This is a genomic window from Pseudoalteromonas sp. UBA6610 (assembly GCF_002433295.1).
Lineage (GTDB): Bacteria > Pseudomonadota > Gammaproteobacteria > Enterobacterales > Alteromonadaceae > Pseudoalteromonas > Pseudoalteromonas atlantica.
On record NZ_DJHW01000085.1, the window covers coordinates 26,264 to 44,511 of the forward strand.

The following is an 18,248-nucleotide window of genomic DNA, read 5'->3' on the forward strand; positions in this document are numbered from 1 at the left end:
AATTAGCTATATGTAAATTATTAGAAAACGGCTTTTATGATCATTTTTTACGACGCCAGCTGCCCGCTTTGCAATACCGAAATGCAGCACCTTAAAGATGCTGATACTAAACATAAAATTGTTTTAGAAGACCTTAATAGCCACGATTTTAGCGCACGTTATCCAAGTGTTAATAAAAACAAGGCCATGGCTATATTGCATGCACAGTTACCAACTGGCGAGATAATTTACGGCTTAGATGTTACCTATCAAGCGTGGAAAACAGTAGGAAAATACCGCTGGTTGAAAATTTTTCGCTTGCCAATAATTCGCTACTTCGCTGATGCCGCCTATATGTTTTTTGCAAAACATAGACAAAAAATTAGCCGTTTCCTCATGCCAAACGCCTCCTGTTTAAACGGCCAATGCACCGTTAATACAAAGGACAAACAATGAAAACAATTGTTTTATTTGGTGCCAGCAGCGCAATAGCACAAGCTTATATTGAGCACCTACAAATAAATGCACCCACAGTGCAAGTTATATGTGTTAGCTCAAAAAAGGCAGATACAAATAGTAATGTTGTTTACATAAAGAGCGATTACACAGCGCAAAGCTTAGCCAAGGTTACAACTTACTTAAAAGAGCAAAATGCCGATATTCAACAAGTCGTTATGTTTAATGGCACATTGCACAATAAAAACCACATGCCAGAAAAAAAGCTAGAAGAGCTAAACGCAGACTATTTTAACGAATTATTTAATTCCAACACACTCACTCCCTTACTGTGCTTGCAGAGCATTTTACCGCTGTTAACACATAAAACGCAGTGCACTATAACGGCGCTCAGTGCGCGTGTGGGCAGTATTAACGATAATAAATTAGGTGGTTGGTATACATACCGCGCATCTAAAGCGGCCTTAAACATGCTATTTAAAACCGCAGCGGTAGAACTGGCGCGCCGAGCTAAAAATACTAAACTGGTGTTATTTCATCCGGGCACTACCGATACTGCGCTTTCAAAACCATTTCAAAAAAACGTACCTGCGGATAAGCTTTTTAGCGCTGAATTTGTAGCTAAACAGCTTTTTACATTTACGTTTAATAACCCTCATTTAGAACTTAACGGTGAGCCCGCCTATTTAGATTGGCAAGGCGAAGCCATACCCTGGTAAGGACCTTTAATGCATTTTACTAAAGAGCGCATAAACGCACTTGAAAAACACACTCGTACTCATTTAATTAATTCACTTTCGGGTTTTAAAAGCGCCAACTTAATTGGCACGCAAGACAAGCAAGGCAATACAAATGTAGCTATTGTTAGCTCGGTTATTCATTTAGGGGCTCACCCGCCATTGGTTGGCATGATAATGCGCCCTAATAGCGTGCCTCGCCATACGTTTGAAAACATCATAGAAACCGGCTGTTACACCATTAACCAAGTTAATAAGGCCATATATAAGCAAGCTCATCAAACATCAGCTCGCTACGATAAAGGCGAGTCAGAATTTGACGCAACAGGTTTAACGCCAGAATACCTAAATGAATTTACAGCCCCTTTTGTGCAAGAGTCGCGATTAAAATACTCTGTGAAATACGTTGAGCACCAACACTTAGCCGTTAATGGCACCGAGCTGGTTATAGGTGAAATTACTGATGTGTATTTAGATGAAGCGGCGCTACAAAGTGATGGCTTTTTAGATTTACAAGCTATTGAGACTGTGGCTGTAACTGGGCTTGATAGTTACCACACTAGCAATAAATTATCGCGTTTACCTTACGCTAAAAAACCTTAGCATGCATGTTGTCGCATAATATTGAATTATGGTTTTACATTAAACACAATGCCTAACACCAATCTGCTTATTGGGGCTTTTTAACATTTTAGTGAAATTTAATTTGTTCAATTGCTCAAGTATTTATGCAGCTTGGTATTGAAACCAAGGAGACTTTTATGGCCACACTAGGCGTTGGTACACACACAAGCGAGCAAGCATTAGCGGGATTAAGCAATATGACCGCCAATGTAACCCCTATTCAAGCAGATGAATATTTACAGCGCATTGCAAAAGCACAAGCTTATATGCAAGCAAATAATATTGATGCAATTTATTTAAATGCAGGTACAAACCTCACTTACTTCACAGGTATGAAATGGTATGCAAGTGAGCGCATGGTTGGCGCCATTTTACCCGCTATAGGCGATGTACAATACATAGCCCCTTATTTTGAAATTGGCACCCTAAACGGCTTTAAAGTGATTGAAGGCCCCATTCATGGATGGCAAGAACACGAAAGTCCATATGCGTTATTTGTAAGTGTACTCAAGCAGCTCAACATTAATGACAATGCCACAATAGGCATTGATGAAAGTGCCCAATTTTTTATATTCGACGGTATTAACAAAGCGCAAAAAGGCCTAAATATAGTTAATGCACAGAGCGTTACTGCACATTGCCGCATGCATAAGTCGGTAAACGAATTAGCGCTCATGCAATGCGCAATGGATATGACTTTAGCTGTACATCAAGCAACTGCAAGCATGCTTTACGAAGGTATTACCACCACAGAGGCAGAAGCCTTCATTAAAAAAGCGCATCAAAAAGTAGGTGCCCCCGGTAACTATTTTTGTATTGTTTTATTTGGTGTGGCGACCTCATTTCCACATGGCGTTAAAGATGCGCAAGTGCTTAAAAAAGGCGATATGGTATTAATAGATACCGGTTGCAAAGTGCATGATTACCTTTCAGATATAACCCGCACCTATGTATTTGGTGAGCCAACAGTGCGCCAGCGCATGTTTTGGGATCATGAAAAAGCAGCGCAACTCGCCGCCTTTAGTGCTGCAAAAATTGGCGCTACGTGTGAAGCAGTTGATGCCGGCGCTCGTCACTATTTAGCGGCTCAAGGATTGGGGCCACAGTACCAAACACCGGGCTGCCCGCATCGTACGGGCCATGGTATTGGCTTAGATATTCACGAATGGCCTTATTTAGTCGGTGGAGACAAAACCCCACTTGCACCTGGCATGTGTTTTAGTAACGAGCCAATGCTAGTAATACCTGATGAATTTGGTGTACGTTTGGAGGATCACTTTTATATGACCGACAACGGCCCGCATTGGTTTACACAACCAAGTTATAGTATTGACGACCCGTTTGGGCTGAACGCTTAAACCCTTTATAAAGAGCAGCCATTAGCTGCTCTTTTTAGTTTGAGGATTGATAATGCATACTTCATCCCAATATCGTTTGTTATACCAAAGCAATCCGCAAAAGGATGAATATGAAAAACTTTAAAATTGATATCGTGTCAGACGTAATGTGCCCATGGTGCGTAATAGGTTACAAAAACCTAGAAACAGCGCTTGGCCAACTTAAAGACGAGATGAGTGCAGATATTACGTGGCATCCTTTTGAGCTAAATCCTGACATGCCGCTTGAAGGTCAAAATTTAAATGAGCACCTAATGCAAAAGTACAACCTAAGCGAAGAGCAAGGCGATGAAAATCGTAAAAACATGTACGAAGCAGGTCAGCGTGCCGGGTTTACCTTTAATTTTGATGGTGAGCGCATCATGATCAACAGCTTTGATTTACACCGCCTACTTACTTGGGCTCGTGAAGAAGATAAGCAAACCGAATTAAAGCTTGCCATGTTTGAAGCACACTTCACCGATTTAAAATACTTAAATCAAGAAGAGGCACTGCTTGATGTAGTAGAAAGTGTTGGCCTTGATAAAGAACAGGCGCGTAGTATTTTACACTCAGATAAATACGTTCAAACAGTACGCCAAGAGCAAGACCGCTTTAAGCAAATGGGTATTACTTCAGTCCCTACATTTATTATCAACGAAAAATATGCAATTAGTGGCGGACAACCAAGCGACTCATTTATTCAAGCACTAAAACAAATTAGTGAAGAAGAAGCCAAGCAAGACGCTTAGCAAGTAAGCTGCTGTTTAACATATATAAGGCTGCGCAATGCAGTCTTATATGATTTTAAAGGTGCAGCGTGACTTTACTGCCTACGTGAACCTATTTTTCTATAAGCTTTTAACAAAAACCCTCTGCTACTCAAACTTTACCTTCTGCGCTTTTATAAAAGTGCTGGCACTATACGTGCATTGCCTATTTTGTGTTCTTAATGAGTGTGCTGCGCGCTATTTTATTTCAAATACCACGTAAATATTACAATGTGCCATTAACTTCTTTCATACCGCCATTCACTCACTATTATTTAAGGGCTAATGAGTAACTAAATACGCATAAGGAGCAAGCATGGCTAAGTCAGCAACATTATACAGAATGGTAACTAATGAGCATATTTGCCCATTTGGACTCAAATCAAAAGATTTACTTAAGCGAAAGGGCTATAAGGTAGATGATAAGCCGCTGACTTCGCGCGAAGAAACCGATGCATTTCAACAAAAGCACAATGTTGATACCACACCACAAACATTTATCGATAACGAACGCATTGGCGGGTATGATGACCTGCGCGATTACTTTAATAAATCGGAGCCTGGTCAACAAGGTACTACTTATACTCCCGTAACGGCCATTTTTGCTGTTACCTTATTGCTTGCCTTTGCATTTAGCTACTCGACTGGCTTTGCACTTTTTTCTATGCATACAGTTATGCTGTTTGTCGCGTTAACAATGGGCGTACTGGCTATTCAAAAATTACGCGACTTATACAGCTTTAGTAATTCTTTTATAACCTATGATTTATTTGCGATGAAAGTAGTGAGATATGCTTATGTGTATCCATTTTTAGAAGCATTTGTAAGTATTGGCATGATTGCAGGGCTTTCAGCTTATATTGTTGCACCAATTTCTTTATTTATTGGGGGTGTTGGCGCCGTGTCGGTGATTAAGGCTGTTTACATAGACAAACGCGAGCTTAAATGTGCCTGTGTTGGTGGAGATAGTAATGTACCGCTGGGGTTTGTCTCTCTGACCGAAAACCTGTTTATGATTGCGGCGGGTATCTGGATGTTTATTAAATAACCTTAATTCAGGTTAAATAATGGGCTTGATAACTAAGCGGATTATTTTACATGGCTGGTCTTTTAGTGTAAAAAAGGCTACTAACTAAATAATAAAAGGAATTAAAATGAAATACTTACTGTCTATCATTGCCGCTCTAATCATTACTGGCTGTACTACAACTCCACTTCAAGACAGTCCTACCGCAACAGTAAAATCAACAGTTCCCCCTAAATACCCTGTTGCAGAGGTACGTAACAAAACAGAAGGTTTTGTTACCATGTCTTTTGATGTAGATAGTTATGGGCGCCCAAATAATATTAAAGTTATTAACGCTAAACCTGAACAAGTGTTTAATAGCGAAGCCAAACGTGCCCTATCTAAATGGCAATACTCACCTAAAGTTGTTAATGGTGTTGCTGTACCTGATAAAAATTTAGAAATGACAATTGAGTTTAATTTGGATAATTAATAATCGGGTAAGGTTATATCTTAAAGGCTGCAGTGTGCAGCCTTTTTAGTATTTGTCAGCGAGCTTATTAAGTACGATAAAGCACTTTAATTACATGCCAGCCAAATTTAGTTTTAACTAAATGTGGCTCTAAAATAGCGCCATTAAAGGCTATTTTGTCAAACTGCGGAACCATTTGCCCGCGTCTAAATTCGCCAAGGTCACCGCCTTTTTTACCTGATGGGCACGACGAGTATTTTTTAGCTAAGGTTTGAAATTTGGCACCTTTACCTAATTGCTTAATAATGTCTTCTGCTATTTCTTTGTGTTTAACCAATATGTGGAGTGCGTGCGCTGTACTTGCCATTTCAAAGCCCTGATAATTTAAAACGCGGCGATTTTAGCACAGCCACCTAAACCTAGCATCTACTTATAGCTGACCAATCAAATAATTGGCGTCACCCAATAGCACGCTTTAATTCACAAAACCTGATATTTGGTCTAAACAGCTATATTCAGGGGCCGAGAGCGGGCTTAACCTAGTTACTTTTCTAATTCGTGGTGCTTTACTTTTTTCATGACTGGCAATAAATCCCTCCACTAAAAGCATTCGATCACTACAATGCTTAACAAACCCCTCAGTTCCATCACCGTAAAATGGGAATACTAAGTATTGCTTTGACATTTTTTCTAGAGCTGCACGATCTTCATAAAAATCAAGGTGTCCGTAATGTCCAACTAAGCACACCTTAGTTCCAACCAAATCATTTTGATTCTTAAACAGTTGACCCCATGATACTTTTTTACATTCTATACTTTCCTGTAAGGGAAATGCTTTTACAGAAAAGACCACAACCATTAAAACTAACAATCTAGACATAGATATAAATTTTTTCATATTTGGATTCTATTAACTTTCCGGGAGGATTGCTCTATAACGCATCCGTACACTCTAAACTGCGAGGCCAAAAAACTCATAACCTATTGATTTGTATTAGTTAACACCTCAATATTAGCAGCTACCAACCAAAGGCAATAAGAAAAACCTAACCCAATTAGTTTTCTGCTTCTGCTAAGAGCCTTTTTAAAATCAGTTTTTTAATAACGTTCTTAAATTCACAGCTGAGAAAAATACCATAGCTATACACACAAACAACAAAAGATAAATACCGTAGCCTACACCAACCATTAGGTAGGATTTACTAGGCTCCTGAGGATTATAATAAACATTAACTTTATCCCTCGTTTGATATTTTTTAAGTTGTAAATCTCGCTCCGCTCTATCAAGCATAGAGTTGACGTTTGATACTCGATTTCCAACAAATAGCTTTTCATCAAGCATATAAGAGTATTCAACCTCTATAATATAGCGCTCTTGGTTATGTTGTATACGTAGTCCATGACTAGAAATAACAGTACCCTCAACCATAGGCCAACTTTTCGTAGTCAGACCTTCTGAAACAACGGTTACTAAATAAGCACTCCAAGCGAGTGAACTTAAAAGCATTACAACAAAAAAGACTCTACTTTTATTAAACATATCAGCACCTAATTTTTTGGGACTACACAATATATTTGTTTATGGAGACAATGATTCAACACGATAGTAAATTTCTTTACCTGCGATCAATTATAAATAATGTTTTGCGTCCTCTGGGTTGGGTATTCTGCAATACTGATATTTGCCAAATAAGGTATAGCGGTTTAAAGCAATTTTATCGTACAGCCAATTATTAAATGTATTGGGTAAAACACTAAATACAGTGGCTAGTTTGTAGGGGTAACCTAGCTGCTTAACCACTTCAAAAAAAGCATGGCTTTGCGTGTACGCTTTGCCGTTTTGTAGGTAAACCATTGAGGCGTATTGTGTGGTTGAAAAACCAAAATGAGTTAATAGCAGTGCCCCTTTTGGGGATTGCACGCTGCACAGTTTAAAAATGGCAGTGGTATCGTTACTAATAATAAAATTACACCACGCACTACATAATTTGCACTGTGCATCGAATAATATAATTTTTTGATTACGCATTAATGTAGCCGCATCATCACTCATTTTATACCCCTTAAGCGGTTACTGCTGAACCGGCTTTTTTTGTAACTTACGCTGCAATGTGCGCCTATGCATATTGAGTTGCCGCGCAGTGGCCGACACATTACCGTTATTACTATGTAGCACTTGCTGAATATGCTCCCACTCTAAACGCTCTGGTGACATAACTGGTGTGGCAACATCACTAACATTTTGTGTATTTAAATCTGCGTTTAGGGCCTTTAATAGCGTGGCCATATCAACGGGTTTAGTAAGGTAGTCGTTAGCACCTAAACGCATGGCCTCTACTGCGGTGGCTATGCTTGCAAACCCTGTTAATAATACAATATACGCTTGCGGTAATAAGCTGCGAAGTGGCTTAATTAAGGCAAGCCCGTTATCGTCACCCAATTTCATATCGAGCAAAATAAAATCTGGTAAGTGTTTATGTGCACTGAGTAATGCATCACTTTGGTTATGCGCAACTTCACAACTAAAGCCTTGTTTTGTTAAACGCCGAGCAAGTGTACTGGCAAGGTTTATATCGTCTTCAATTATCAGTAATTTCATGTAAGTGATTGCTCATTATTTGCTATGGCTAATTTTACTTTAGCCACAGCCCCGCCACCAGCATGATTATACAAAGTTAACGAGCCGTTTAGTCGCTCAAACGTTACATTAGAAAGTAAAACCGCAAGTCCCATACCTTGGCTGCTAGGCATAAGTTGCCCGCCAAGCTCTGCTAATTGTGATTGGCTAAAACCGCTACCAAAATCACGAATTAGCAAATATATACTTTCACTGTGTTGATTATCTTGCTGCCAGCTTAGCTCTAACTGGGTTTGGTTATTTTTTTGATTAGCAATGCATGCATTTTGTAGCAAATTGAGAATAGCAGACAATAGCATTGCATCACTTTTTAAGGTGACTGCTATTGGCTCACTTAACCAATTAATGTGCTGATCAGGGTATTGCAGTAATAATGTATCGGTGATCTGCTTTTGTAGCTGGTTTACTGTAATGTGCTCGGTGGTATTTTTATTACGAAGCTGAGCAGAGAGCTTTCTAAAGTCATTTAATTGCCTAGCACATTGCTTGAGCGGTGTGTGCATTTGCACCACGACAGGGTTATTTGGCTGATCTTCTAAAAGCTCTTCAAATAGTAATTGTAAGTTAGCGATAGGACTGGCTAGTTGATGGGTTATTTGCGCAGCTGCGCCATCTAGGATTACCAGTTGCTCGTTGCGCAATTGCTGCTCGCGAGCTTTAGCTATTGTGCGCTCTCGCTCCTTTAATGCTCGGCTCATAGCACCAATAACCAAAGCGATAACGCTTGCACTTAAAACAAAGTTAACCCACATGCCTATAAAATGCCCGCTCATATTCATTTGATGCATACTGTGATCGGGCATCCTAATGAGTAAAAAGCTATAAGCGGCAATTGCCAGTACGGCGGTATAAGCGAGTCCTTTTTCACGAAGGGTGACCGCTGCAATCATGATAGGTAGCAATAATAGCGATACAAACGCATTGGTTGCGCCACCACTTAATGAGAGCAAAATAGTTAAAAACAGCACATCCGCAGTGAGCTGCATTAACATCCCTATAGGGCGCGCTTGGCTAACATTTCGATAGGCGAATACGCTTACTAATTGAAATATCGCCTCTATAGCTATTACCACTAATAAAGGGAGTAACGCTATTTGGTGTTCTAATAAAAAATACACGCTTAGTACAGCAATTAACTGCACAGCAATAGCACCACTTCGCAGCATTAAAAGGCGACTAATGGTCGGGTCGGTTTGCATAAACAAGGTGTGATGTACCTATAAAATTTAATACGTTAAAAAAGTTAATCTTCATCCATTGATATAGTAAACAGCGCGCACGGGGTCCCTTGATGAAACACCATTTTCCATTGTTCATTACTTTTACGCCAAAGCGACATACGTAAGGAGTAATTAAACTCACTTCGGGCTGAGCGCCTATAAGCCGCTTGGTAACTAATTTGCGCGACATCATCGCTAAGCATTCGCCCTTTAAAGTGCTGATTATAAAACTGCGGAACAACCTCGGTGGGTAAACGTGTGAGTACATGCTGCTTATCAAATACGGTACCATTAGCTGCAATTTCAATAAATTCATCATCAAGTAAGGCATTTAATGCATGGCTTGATTGACGAACATCGGGGTCGAGCAACTGTCGTTCGGCCTCAATCAAGTGATTAAACAACGACACTTTTATTTTATTGCTCATGGGCTTCCTTAATATGTATGCAATTGCCACGTGTTTGTGTGTTTATACGTTAAACGGGCAGTAATTAATAATATCGGCTTACTTTAATGCACTCAAGCTAACACTTTAACGCAGTGCCATAAACGCAAGTCACTTACGTTTAAGTAAAGCCGCAAAATCATGCACTATTCAATTATATGCTGTTTAACACATCGCTACGTATAGTTTTAATACTTGCTTACTCTTTAAACAAGCTTTACGTCAAATTGCCCACAATTACTATTATTTACGAGACAAAACAGGTTAATAACTTCTCTTAAAGGGCAATTTTTGATATAACTCACCCATTAGCAATACACGTCAGACCACCATTTTAAGAGAACACACTATGGCCTACGCACATATTACTGGTTGGGGTAAATGTATTCCACCAGCAAGCATTAGCAACGATGAAATTAGCGAAATAGTTGATACCAACGATGAGTGGATCACCACACGTACTGGTATTAAATCTCGTAGGGTTAGCCATGTTAGCACCGCAGAACTGGCAACCGTTGCCGCAAAGCACGCCATCGATTGTGCAGGGATTGACGCAAAAGATATCGATTTAGTTATTTTAGCAACGTGTACCCCTTCTACTGTAGTGGCCAATACCGCCTCTTTAGTACAAAAAAACATTGGTGCTACCGGCGCTGCAGCTATGGATACCAATGCTGCGTGTTCTGGTTTTTTATATGCCCTTCAGGCAGCTACCGCTCAAATTCAGGCAGGTATGATTAAAAAAGCCGTGGTTATAGCTGCTGAGCGCATGACCTGGTATATAAACTGGTCACGCCGTGACAGCGCTGTATTATTTGGTGATGGTGCAGGCGCAGTAGTACTCGAAGCCGCAGATACACCCGCAGGCCTACTTGGTACTAAAACCGGTTGCGACAGCGAAGACAGAGACATTTTGCATATCACCAACTTTGGTAGTGATTTAAATAAATATGAGCCAATTGGCCCATCAGACTTACTATTTGAAGGCCGTGAAATATTCAAACGTGCCGTTAAAGGTATGAGCGAAGCGTGTGATGATGTATTAACGCAAGCCAATCTAAGCCTCGATGACATAAACGTATTAGTGCCACATCAAGCTAATTTACGTATTATTCAAGCAATTCAGCATCGTTTAAAAGTGCCGGATGAAAAAGTAATGGTAAACATTGCTGACTACGGCAATACCTCAGCCGCCACGATTGCTATTGCGTTATGTGAAGCCGTAGAGCAAGGCTTAATTAAGCCGCATTCAAATATTATGTCGGCAGCGTTTGGCGCAGGTTTAACGTGGGCAGCAAGCTATATAAAATGGGGCGAGCGTGTAACGCCGATTAAAGTAAGTGATGCAACTTTGCCACCGTGTGAGCTAACCGGCCTGGAGCTTGTAGCCCCCGCAGTTAAAGCCTGCAAAGACGCTGAGCCTAGCTAAACGTTTTTAAAGCACATAAAAATTAAACGCACTTTTTAGTGCGTTTTTGTTTTTAGGAGAACAAACTCATGGAGCTAATTACATGGAGCTAACTACATGGAACTATTAGGCATTCATCATGCTGCTGTTATTTGCAGTGACTACGCCCGCTCTAAGCACTTTTATAGTAACGTACTTAAACTTAAAGTTATTAACGAGCATTTTAGGGCCGCGCGTAATTCGTATAAATTAGATTTAGCGATGCCTGATGGCAGCCAAATAGAGTTATTTTCGTTTGATGGAGCACCTGCAAGACCAAGCTACCCAGAAGCGCAAGGCTTAAGGCATTTAGCATTTAAAGTTAAAAACGTTGCCCAAGCAAAGCAGTATTTAGAGTCACATAATATAACAGTGGAAGAGATAAGAGTGGATGAAATAACCGGCAAAAAATTCACCTTTTTTGCCGATCCAGATAACTTACCGCTTGAGTTATACGAGGTATAACCCTCGTATAACAAGGTTTATTTAAAGCGGCTTTGCAAGTAATTAAATACCGCACGAATACCTAACGCTTCGCCGCCAGTTGGGCGCCCAGGTAAAGCACGTAAATTCCACGCCATTACATCAAAATGTACCCAGGGTGTGGTTGGCTCTACAAACTCTTTTAAATAAAGCGCCGCGGTAATTGCACCACCAAATGGTGTGCTGGCACAGTTTGCCATATCGGCTACATCGCTCTTTAAAAAGCTTTTGTACTGATCAAATAAAGGCAATTGCCATACAGGGTCGCTTACATCCATACCGGCATCAATAATACCATTTGCTACATCGCGCTCTGTTGAGAAAAAACCCGGTAGCTCAGTACCTAAAGCAACACGACAAGCACCGGTAAGGGTCGCAAAGTCAATAATTAGCTCAGGGTTATCGTTTTGTGCTTCGCTAAGCGCATCACACAATACTAAACGCCCTTCTGCATCGGTATTGTCTATTTCAACCATAATGCCTTTACGCGTTTTAATTACATCACCTGGGCGAAATGCATTTCGCGATACCGCGTTTTCAACCGCAGGCACTAAAACACGCAGTCTAATTGGTAAATTAGCCGCCATAATTAGCTGCGCTAAAGCAATAACGTGCGCAGCCCCGCCCATGTCTTTTTTCATGTTACGCATGCCCGAGCTTGGTTTTAAATCAAGCCCGCCAGAGTCAAAACATACCCCTTTACCAACTAAGGTAATAAGTGGTGCGTTTTCATCGCCCCATTTTAAATCAAGTAATCGCGGTTTGTTTTCGCTCGCGCGCCCGACCATGTGTATTGTTGGGTAATTTTGCTCAAGTAGCTCATCGCCAATCCACTGGGTAAATTCACCGTTGTAATTATTGGCTAAATCTTCCATTACTTGCGATAAATGCTGCGGCATCATATCTACCGCAGGTGTGTTTACTAAATCACGCGCTAAATAAATGGCATCGGCTTGTTGCTTAATACGCTGATACAGCGCTTCATCGGCAATGGCTAATTGTGCTTTGGCCGTTGGTTTTTCTTTATATTCACTAAATTCATAGCCGCCTAGCACAAAACCAAGTGCGACTTGCTCTATAAAGGCATCATCGCCTTGAATTTGATACGTGCCCAGCGGTAATTTATTGGCAAGCTCGCCTGCGGCCCAAAAATCGTCTTGGCTTTGTAATAAACAATAAACGTGGCTTAGCTCACCGGTTTGCGCGTCAGGCACAAGCGCTAAACCTTGCTTTTCAAAGCCGCTATTTGTTAACCATGTTTGGATAAAAGCTGGTTGTTGTGATTGCCAGTCAGTTAACTCGTTTTTAAGAATAAAAGATAAAGGAATACCAGAAGAAGTATGACGAAGTAATGCACTCATTGAAAAGCTCATATAATAAAAAATGGTAGCTCAAAGCATACCAATAAGACCGGCTAAAAGGTATAGCTAATTTTAGCCAGATTTATTCTTTATTTGGCGCTTTAGTGTGTTGTTTTAAATCCTCTTTAACTATTTCGGCGTCTAGCTCTTTAACTGGTTTATTAATGTTAAACGAGCTAGGCAATACATCTACACCTACCATTCTGCCTAGCTTTACAACCAATGGAATAGTAATAGGGGCAAACGGCAGTACGGCAAATACACCTAAGCCAAGCCCTTTTAAAATATCTACAAATTGCTCATTAGCACGCTTTAACTCTTCTTTGCTGGTTTGCCCCTGCGTGTAACGCCTATAAATGGTGAGCATTTCTATGGTTTCTTGCCTTTCTTGCGCAAGAGCAATTTTTAGCGCCACCATTGCACGACGAAAGCGAAGCTGTTGGCGCTTTTTACTAATTTTAACTACCCGCCAAGGCGCACGGTGAATAACTTTATATAATCGCATACCCTTTATTTTCACACATAAAGGGTTTTACACAAGAATAATTTACTTAATACGCCCTATACTTTACTCTTTTGCACCATAACAGTGCTCACAAGCTCATTTTTATGCAAAACAAACAAATAATAGTACTCCTCAAACCCCAAAAACCACAGCCTGATGAATGCTGCGGCGGAGGTAGCTGTAGCCCTTGCGTGTGGGACGAATACAGACAAAAATATCGTGACTGGCAAGCGCAAAACACACCACCCGCCTCACCAAAAGAAACAAGTTGATAACATCCACCCACCCACTTCGCGCATTAAATCTTCGAAAAAGCGTTAAAATCGCACTTTATTAGTTCAAATTAGTTACATACTGCACCATTGTTGCAAATATATTTTATTTTGAACTTTTTGTTATTAAAGAGTTAATTATTAATTGCCCTGAAAGTTTTTTATGTATAGGCTGTACATAGGACTTCACATGAGGTGGGCTTTTAGCTTTAAGAAGTTGAGTAGGTTGACTCTTTATCCCCATGTGAATACGTCCAAAATTATAAATAAGTAATGTTAATTACTGCATTACGTACAAAATATATTCTAACTGGGGAAAATTAGAATGAAACTTAAAAGCAATGCGCTAAATCAAGCAATTAAATTTGCATTAGCAACAACAACCACCGCAGGTTTGTTTATTTCAGGTTCTACTGTTGCAGCAGAAGAACAAAATGCAACAAAAGTTGATGCAAATGTTGAAAAAATAGCTGTGGTAGGCTCAAGGGCTGCACCGCGATCTGTGGCAGACTCACCAGTGCCTATCGATATCGTAGGTGGTGATGAATTAAGTAAAAATGGCTCTACAGATATGCTTGATATGCTGCAGGCAGCCGTTCCTTCATTCAATGCCCGCCAGCAACCAATTTCTGATGCAGCATCATTTGTAAGGCCCGTTAATTTACGCGGATTATCTTCAGATTCAACACTTATATTACTAAACGGCAAACGCCGTCATAGAGCGTCTGTCATCGCCTTTCAAGGGGGCGGAGTTAATGATGGTGCTCAGGGCCCCGATATTTCTGTGATCCCTAGTGTCGCTCTTAAGCAAGTTGAAGTACTCAGAGATGGTGCTGCTGCACAATACGGCTCTGATGCCATTGCTGGTGTAATGAATTTTGTTTTAAAAGATGCATCTGAAGGAGGCTCAGTATCTATTCGTCAAGGGCAATACTACGAAGGTGACGGGGATCAAACTGTTGTTGACGGTAATATCGGCTTGCCTTTTACAGATAGCGGCTTTGCTAATCTAAGCTTTCAATATAAAACGGCCGACGCAACTAGCCGTACACTGCAACGCCCTGATGCTTCTGCTCTAATCGAGGCCGGCAATAATTCAGTGGCTACGCCTGCACAAGTATGGGGTAACCCAGAACTTGAAGAAGATGTTACTTTATTTGCAAATGTTGGCTTAGATATAAGTGACCACAGCCGTTTTTACATGTTTGGGAATTACTCTGATAGGACTGCCACAGGGGGTTATTACTATCGTAACCCGCAAAACCGCTCAGGTGTCTATACTGACAGTAACGGTGATCTACTTGTTGGAGCAATGGATGGAAACGCTGATGCATGTCCAAACATTGCAATTACAAGTGCAAATGTACTTACTCAAGATGACTACATCAATAATGTCGCTAACAATGATAATTGTTGGGCCTTTAATGAGTTATTCCCTGGTGGCTATACTCCTCAGTTTACAGGTGAAATTAATGATACATCATTAACAATGGGCACAGAAGGCGAGATAACAGGTACATTTTTGAATGAAGCTCTTTACGACGTTAGCGCCTCTGTAGGGAGAAATAAATCTAGTTACACACTGGTAAACACAGTTAACCCTTCGCTAGGTGCAGATCAACCATTAGATAACTCTTTTGAAGCAGGTTCATATATTCAGCTAGAAAAGGCACTCAATATCGACATTGCAAAACTTTACGATGTAGGTCTTGATGACCCAATGAATGTAGCTTTTGGTGCTGAATGGCGCCAAGAGAGTTTTGAAATTATATCTGGTGAAGAAAACTCTTGGGAGCAAGGAGTCCTTGCTACACAAGGCTTTAGTGTTGGCTCGCATGGTTTCTCAGGCTTCTCACCTGAATCTCAGGGTATCTATAAGCGCCAAAGTAAAGCCGCATATTTAGATGTTGAAGCATATCTAACAGAAGACTTTTTAGTAGGCGGAGCTTTACGTTATGAAAAATTTTCGTCATTTGGTGATACTGTTAATTATAAGCTGACAGCACAATATTCAGTAACTGATGAGCTATCTTTACGTGCTTCGCATTCAACGGGGTTTAGAGCACCCACTGTTGGTCAAGCTAATGTAGTGAATACCCAAACATCACTAGTAAATGGTGAGTTGATCCAATCCGCAACTTACTCACCAACCCATCCAGTATCAGCACAAAAGGGTGGGGTAGAGCTAGAGCCTGAAGAGTCTCAAAGTTATGCTTTTGGTGGGGTATATCAAAGTGGTGACTTCTTCTTAACTATCGACTTGTATCATATCGAAGTAGATGATCGTATTGCTCAAACAGATAAGTTATTTATTACACAAAATGATGTTGATGCATTGCAAGGGTTGTACCCGAACCCAGAGCTGTTACTTGGGGGGTCAATTACGTTTTTTGCAAACGACTTTGACACAAAAACTCAAGGGGCTGATATAGTAGCAAACTATTCAATGGACTTATTAGATGGTTCAACTAAGTTTAGTTTAGCGTATAACTACAATACAACCGAAGTAGTAAACGCAGGCAATTATACATCAGATTTTAAAGTAAAACGCCTAGAGAAAGGCATTCCCGAGCATAGAGCCACTTTAACTGTTGCCCAAGATTGGGAAAATGTGAGTATGTTTGTTCGTGCTAACTACTTTGGCGAATACTTTGCGACTCATGCCGACGAGCCAGATATTGGCGATACATATGGTTGGTCTAAAACTGCTGATTCCGCAGTAACATTTGATGTAGAAGTAAGCTATTTTGCAACAGATTCGGTAACCCTTTCCGTAGGTGCTAACAATTTGTTTGATACCGAGGCTGAAAAGCTACAAGAAGTTTCGGCAGATGGCAACTACGGTTCTAGAGCTGTGGTTGGTGGTATCTATTACGAAAGTGGCCCGTTTGATTACAACGGTGGCTTCTACTACGCGAAAGCAACCTATACTTTCTAATATTTTTTCATGATAAACCAAGGCGAAATGTTAAGACATTTCGCCTTTTTTATTTTATATTAATTAAAAAACGATAATGCCTCATCATGCTAATTAAAAAAGCCAATCAATTACTACAAGAAAATAAACTCAAAGAAGCCGAGTTTCATTTTAAAGCAATTTTAAATAGTAACCCGCAAAGCGGCGAAGCATTATTTGGTTTAGGCAGGATAGCACTTAGGTTAGAGCGCTATGATGCAGCGGTATACTTATTACAAAAAGCATGCGAACGTTTACCCCATATGCTTGAGCCACTGCACGCCCTTGCCGATGCATTTAACGGTGTTAATTCTCCTAATGATGCGCTTAAAGTACTCGAATATGCTAAAAGTCTCGCAAGCCATAACCCAGAGCCTCATTATTATTTAGCTCAGCATTATTTAAGCTACGGCGAATTAGACAAAGCACACACCACATTTGCGCATGCGCTAAGCATGGGGCTATACCCCGTAACTGCCTATATTTTATTTGAACTAGTACAATTAGGCCGTTTCAATAAAGAACATAATTATGTGAGCAACCTGCACCACTTTTTAACGCAAACGAATAACGTGCGTTTAAAAATGGTGTGTTACTACGCGTTAGGTAAAAGCTACGACAAACTAGAAGATACAGAGCAAGCATTTAACTATTATGTGCTTGCCAACAAACTTCAAAAAAAGCTTACTCACTTTAAAACCAGTGACTTAGTGCCTTTTTATGAAACAATTATAACGCATAATACACAACAGATAATTGAATCTGCCGATCACACTTTTACCGGCACTATTACGCCTGTGTTTATTATTGGCATGCCCCGCAGCGGCTCAACCTTACTTGAGCAAATGATGGCCAGCCACTCACAGTTTGCCACATTAGGTGAAAACACCAGTATTGCTAACCAGGTGGTGGCATTTATAGAGCAGCAAACGCAAACCCCATACCCGCAATGCCTAAGCGTACTTAGTAAGGATTTAATCGCAAAAGCTCGCAATATTTATATTGAAGAATTAAAAAAAGCACAGCCTATACGCCCTTTCATTATTAATAAGCTACCGAGTAACTATCAGTCTATTGGCTTAATTTACTTGCTGTTCCCTAATGCTAAATTTATTAATTTAAGTAGGGATTTTAACGCCACTGCTTTTTCGGTGTTCAGTAACTACTTTGCCGAAAATGAGCCGTACTTTTGTGATTTAAAAGAATTTAAACTTTACCATGCGTTGTATGCAAAATTAATGGATCATTGGCGCAGCCTGCCCTCATTACCGCTATACGATATTCATTATGAGCAAATAGTTGCCGAGCCTGAGTCGAAGCTAAGTGCTTTATTTTCGTTTTTAGGGTGTGAGTATGAACCGCAATGCTTAGCATTTTATAAGCGTAAGGCTGCTGTTAGCACATTAAGCAAACAAGCCATTAGGCAGCCAATTAATACACAGGCACTTGCGCGTTGGGAGCGCTATAAAACACCGCTTTTAAAACAATTTGAATGAGCCT

At 40.3% G+C, this 18,248-nt stretch carries 21 protein-coding genes; 12 read left to right on the forward strand and 9 right to left on the reverse strand.

The window, feature by feature from the left end:
* Nucleotides 1-36 precede the first annotated feature (36 nt).
* The 7 genes from B4F91_RS11275 (at nucleotide 37) to B4F91_RS11305 (ending at nucleotide 5,441) form a co-directional block, all read left to right on the forward strand.
* Nucleotides 37-435, forward strand: a complete 399-nt coding sequence (locus B4F91_RS11275) for a thiol-disulfide oxidoreductase DCC family protein (protein ID WP_248461930.1) — start codon at nucleotides 37-39, stop codon at nucleotides 433-435.
* The gene (locus tag B4F91_RS11280) at nucleotides 432-1,154 is read left to right on the forward strand and encodes an SDR family NAD(P)-dependent oxidoreductase (RefSeq protein ID WP_248461929.1); all 723 of its coding nucleotides are present in this window, start codon (nucleotides 432-434) and stop codon (nucleotides 1,152-1,154) included. Before B4F91_RS11275 ends, B4F91_RS11280 begins: the two co-directional genes overlap by 4 nt.
* Before the next feature lie 9 nt (nucleotides 1,155-1,163).
* The gene (locus B4F91_RS11285; protein ID WP_004588763.1) at nucleotides 1,164-1,775 is read left to right on the forward strand and encodes a flavin reductase family protein; all 612 of its coding nucleotides are present in this window, start codon (nucleotides 1,164-1,166) and stop codon (nucleotides 1,773-1,775) included.
* A gap of 158 nt (nucleotides 1,776-1,933) precedes the next feature.
* Complete coding sequence (locus B4F91_RS11290) at nucleotides 1,934-3,154, forward strand: M24 family metallopeptidase (protein WP_248461928.1); 1,221 nt, start codon at nucleotides 1,934-1,936, stop codon at nucleotides 3,152-3,154.
* A 110-nt stretch (nucleotides 3,155-3,264) separates the two neighbouring features.
* Nucleotides 3,265-3,924 carry a DsbA family oxidoreductase gene (locus tag B4F91_RS11295; protein ID WP_286938993.1) on the forward strand — a complete coding sequence of 220 codons (660 nt, stop codon included), beginning with the start codon at nucleotides 3,265-3,267 and terminating at the stop codon, nucleotides 3,922-3,924.
* A 334-nt stretch (nucleotides 3,925-4,258) separates the two neighbouring features.
* Nucleotides 4,259-4,990 (forward strand): MauE/DoxX family redox-associated membrane protein, encoded by a 732-nt coding sequence (locus tag B4F91_RS11300; RefSeq protein ID WP_286938994.1) that lies wholly within the window; start codon nucleotides 4,259-4,261, stop codon nucleotides 4,988-4,990.
* Between the two features lie 106 nt (nucleotides 4,991-5,096).
* Nucleotides 5,097-5,441, forward strand: a complete 345-nt coding sequence (locus tag B4F91_RS11305) for a TonB family protein (protein ID WP_286938996.1) — start codon at nucleotides 5,097-5,099, stop codon at nucleotides 5,439-5,441.
* A 67-nt stretch (nucleotides 5,442-5,508) separates the two neighbouring features.
* Here the strand turns inward: B4F91_RS11305 and B4F91_RS11310 are convergent, their stop codons facing one another.
* From B4F91_RS11310 to B4F91_RS11340, 7 genes are all read right to left on the reverse strand, one after another.
* The gene (locus B4F91_RS11310; protein WP_004588770.1) at nucleotides 5,509-5,787 is read right to left on the reverse strand and encodes a peptidylprolyl isomerase; all 279 of its coding nucleotides are present in this window, start codon (nucleotides 5,785-5,787) and stop codon (nucleotides 5,509-5,511) included.
* A 108-nt stretch (nucleotides 5,788-5,895) separates the two neighbouring features.
* A complete protein-coding gene (locus tag B4F91_RS11315) occupies nucleotides 5,896-6,318 on the reverse strand; it encodes a hypothetical protein (protein ID WP_286938997.1) in 423 nt (140 codons plus the stop codon).
* A gap of 192 nt (nucleotides 6,319-6,510) precedes the next feature.
* Nucleotides 6,511-6,960, reverse strand: coding sequence for a DUF3592 domain-containing protein (locus tag B4F91_RS11320; protein WP_286938998.1), 450 nt, complete (start codon nucleotides 6,958-6,960; stop codon nucleotides 6,511-6,513).
* Between the two features lie 90 nt (nucleotides 6,961-7,050).
* Nucleotides 7,051-7,473 (reverse strand): thiol-disulfide oxidoreductase DCC family protein, encoded by a 423-nt coding sequence (locus B4F91_RS11325; RefSeq protein ID WP_286936267.1) that lies wholly within the window; start codon nucleotides 7,471-7,473, stop codon nucleotides 7,051-7,053.
* A gap of 18 nt (nucleotides 7,474-7,491) precedes the next feature.
* A complete protein-coding gene (locus B4F91_RS11330; RefSeq protein WP_029771697.1) occupies nucleotides 7,492-8,019 on the reverse strand; it encodes a response regulator transcription factor in 528 nt (175 codons plus the stop codon).
* Nucleotides 8,016-9,257 (reverse strand): ATP-binding protein, encoded by a 1,242-nt coding sequence (locus B4F91_RS11335; protein ID WP_286936268.1) that lies wholly within the window; start codon nucleotides 9,255-9,257, stop codon nucleotides 8,016-8,018. Before B4F91_RS11335 ends, B4F91_RS11330 begins: the two co-directional genes overlap by 4 nt.
* Before the next feature lie 44 nt (nucleotides 9,258-9,301).
* On the reverse strand, nucleotides 9,302-9,706 hold the full coding sequence (locus tag B4F91_RS11340; protein WP_004588774.1) for a DUF4440 domain-containing protein: 405 nt from the start codon (nucleotides 9,704-9,706) through the stop codon (nucleotides 9,302-9,304).
* Nucleotides 9,707-10,073: 367 nt separating this feature from the next.
* On the opposite strand from B4F91_RS11340, the gene B4F91_RS11345 reads away from it, so the two are divergent.
* Both B4F91_RS11345 and B4F91_RS11350 read left to right on the forward strand, forming a co-directional pair.
* The gene (locus B4F91_RS11345) at nucleotides 10,074-11,153 is read left to right on the forward strand and encodes a ketoacyl-ACP synthase III (protein WP_288635759.1); all 1,080 of its coding nucleotides are present in this window, start codon (nucleotides 10,074-10,076) and stop codon (nucleotides 11,151-11,153) included.
* A 96-nt stretch (nucleotides 11,154-11,249) separates the two neighbouring features.
* Entirely contained in the window at nucleotides 11,250-11,636 is a 387-nt protein-coding gene (locus B4F91_RS11350; protein ID WP_264389802.1) for a VOC family protein, read from the forward strand.
* 17 nt (nucleotides 11,637-11,653) lie between these two features.
* Here B4F91_RS11350 and B4F91_RS11355 read toward each other — a convergent pair whose 3' ends face one another.
* Complete coding sequence (locus B4F91_RS11355; protein WP_126009088.1) at nucleotides 11,654-13,015, reverse strand: leucyl aminopeptidase family protein; 1,362 nt, start codon at nucleotides 13,013-13,015, stop codon at nucleotides 11,654-11,656.
* An 82-nt stretch (nucleotides 13,016-13,097) separates the two neighbouring features.
* The gene (locus tag B4F91_RS11360; RefSeq protein WP_024031949.1) at nucleotides 13,098-13,520 is read right to left on the reverse strand and encodes a hypothetical protein; all 423 of its coding nucleotides are present in this window, start codon (nucleotides 13,518-13,520) and stop codon (nucleotides 13,098-13,100) included.
* 104 nt (nucleotides 13,521-13,624) lie between these two features.
* Here B4F91_RS11360 and B4F91_RS11365 point away from each other — a divergent pair, with 104 nt between their 5' ends.
* The 3 genes from B4F91_RS11365 (at nucleotide 13,625) to B4F91_RS11375 (ending at nucleotide 18,244) form a co-directional block, all read left to right on the forward strand.
* Nucleotides 13,625-13,792 carry an oxidoreductase-like domain-containing protein gene (locus B4F91_RS11365; RefSeq protein WP_096042878.1) on the forward strand — a complete coding sequence of 56 codons (168 nt, stop codon included), beginning with the start codon at nucleotides 13,625-13,627 and terminating at the stop codon, nucleotides 13,790-13,792.
* Between the two features lie 325 nt (nucleotides 13,793-14,117).
* The gene (locus tag B4F91_RS11370; RefSeq protein WP_286936960.1) at nucleotides 14,118-16,730 is read left to right on the forward strand and encodes a TonB-dependent receptor plug domain-containing protein; all 2,613 of its coding nucleotides are present in this window, start codon (nucleotides 14,118-14,120) and stop codon (nucleotides 16,728-16,730) included.
* 86 nt (nucleotides 16,731-16,816) lie between these two features.
* A complete protein-coding gene (locus B4F91_RS11375) occupies nucleotides 16,817-18,244 on the forward strand; it encodes a tetratricopeptide repeat-containing sulfotransferase family protein (protein ID WP_286936959.1) in 1,428 nt (475 codons plus the stop codon).
* Nucleotides 18,245-18,248 lie beyond the last annotated feature (4 nt).

Bases quoted from the DNA above. Each gene is read 5' to 3' on its own strand.
- B4F91_RS11295 (WP_286938993.1), top strand. From the start codon at position 3,265: ATGAAAAACTTTAAAATTGATATCGTGTCAGACGTAATGTGCCCATGG.
- B4F91_RS11305 (WP_286938996.1), top strand. From the start codon at position 5,097: ATGAAATACTTACTGTCTATCATTGCCGCTCTAATCATTACTGGCTGT.
- B4F91_RS11370 (WP_286936960.1), top strand. From the start codon at position 14,118: ATGAAACTTAAAAGCAATGCGCTAAATCAAGCAATTAAATTTGCATTA.
- B4F91_RS11340 (WP_004588774.1), bottom strand. From the start codon at position 9,706: ATGAGCAATAAAATAAAAGTGTCGTTGTTTAATCACTTGATTGAGGCC.
- B4F91_RS11375 (WP_286936959.1), top strand. From the start codon at position 16,817: ATGCTAATTAAAAAAGCCAATCAATTACTACAAGAAAATAAACTCAAA.
- B4F91_RS11365 (WP_096042878.1), top strand. From the start codon at position 13,625: ATGCAAAACAAACAAATAATAGTACTCCTCAAACCCCAAAAACCACAG.
- B4F91_RS11345 (WP_288635759.1), top strand. From the start codon at position 10,074: ATGGCCTACGCACATATTACTGGTTGGGGTAAATGTATTCCACCAGCA.
- B4F91_RS11315 (WP_286938997.1), bottom strand. From the start codon at position 6,318: ATGAAAAAATTTATATCTATGTCTAGATTGTTAGTTTTAATGGTTGTG.
- B4F91_RS11280 (WP_248461929.1), top strand. From the start codon at position 432: ATGAAAACAATTGTTTTATTTGGTGCCAGCAGCGCAATAGCACAAGCT.
- B4F91_RS11275 (WP_248461930.1), top strand. From the start codon at position 37: ATGATCATTTTTTACGACGCCAGCTGCCCGCTTTGCAATACCGAAATG.
- B4F91_RS11320 (WP_286938998.1), bottom strand. From the start codon at position 6,960: ATGTTTAATAAAAGTAGAGTCTTTTTTGTTGTAATGCTTTTAAGTTCA.
- B4F91_RS11310 (WP_004588770.1), bottom strand. From the start codon at position 5,787: ATGGCAAGTACAGCGCACGCACTCCACATATTGGTTAAACACAAAGAA.
- B4F91_RS11300 (WP_286938994.1), top strand. From the start codon at position 4,259: ATGGCTAAGTCAGCAACATTATACAGAATGGTAACTAATGAGCATATT.
- B4F91_RS11285 (WP_004588763.1), top strand. From the start codon at position 1,164: ATGCATTTTACTAAAGAGCGCATAAACGCACTTGAAAAACACACTCGT.
- B4F91_RS11330 (WP_029771697.1), bottom strand. From the start codon at position 8,019: ATGAAATTACTGATAATTGAAGACGATATAAACCTTGCCAGTACACTT.
- B4F91_RS11355 (WP_126009088.1), bottom strand. From the start codon at position 13,015: ATGAGTGCATTACTTCGTCATACTTCTTCTGGTATTCCTTTATCTTTT.
- B4F91_RS11350 (WP_264389802.1), top strand. From the start codon at position 11,250: ATGGAACTATTAGGCATTCATCATGCTGCTGTTATTTGCAGTGACTAC.
- B4F91_RS11360 (WP_024031949.1), bottom strand. From the start codon at position 13,520: ATGCGATTATATAAAGTTATTCACCGTGCGCCTTGGCGGGTAGTTAAA.
- B4F91_RS11325 (WP_286936267.1), bottom strand. From the start codon at position 7,473: ATGAGTGATGATGCGGCTACATTAATGCGTAATCAAAAAATTATATTA.
- B4F91_RS11335 (WP_286936268.1), bottom strand. From the start codon at position 9,257: ATGCAAACCGACCCGACCATTAGTCGCCTTTTAATGCTGCGAAGTGGT.
- B4F91_RS11290 (WP_248461928.1), top strand. From the start codon at position 1,934: ATGGCCACACTAGGCGTTGGTACACACACAAGCGAGCAAGCATTAGCG.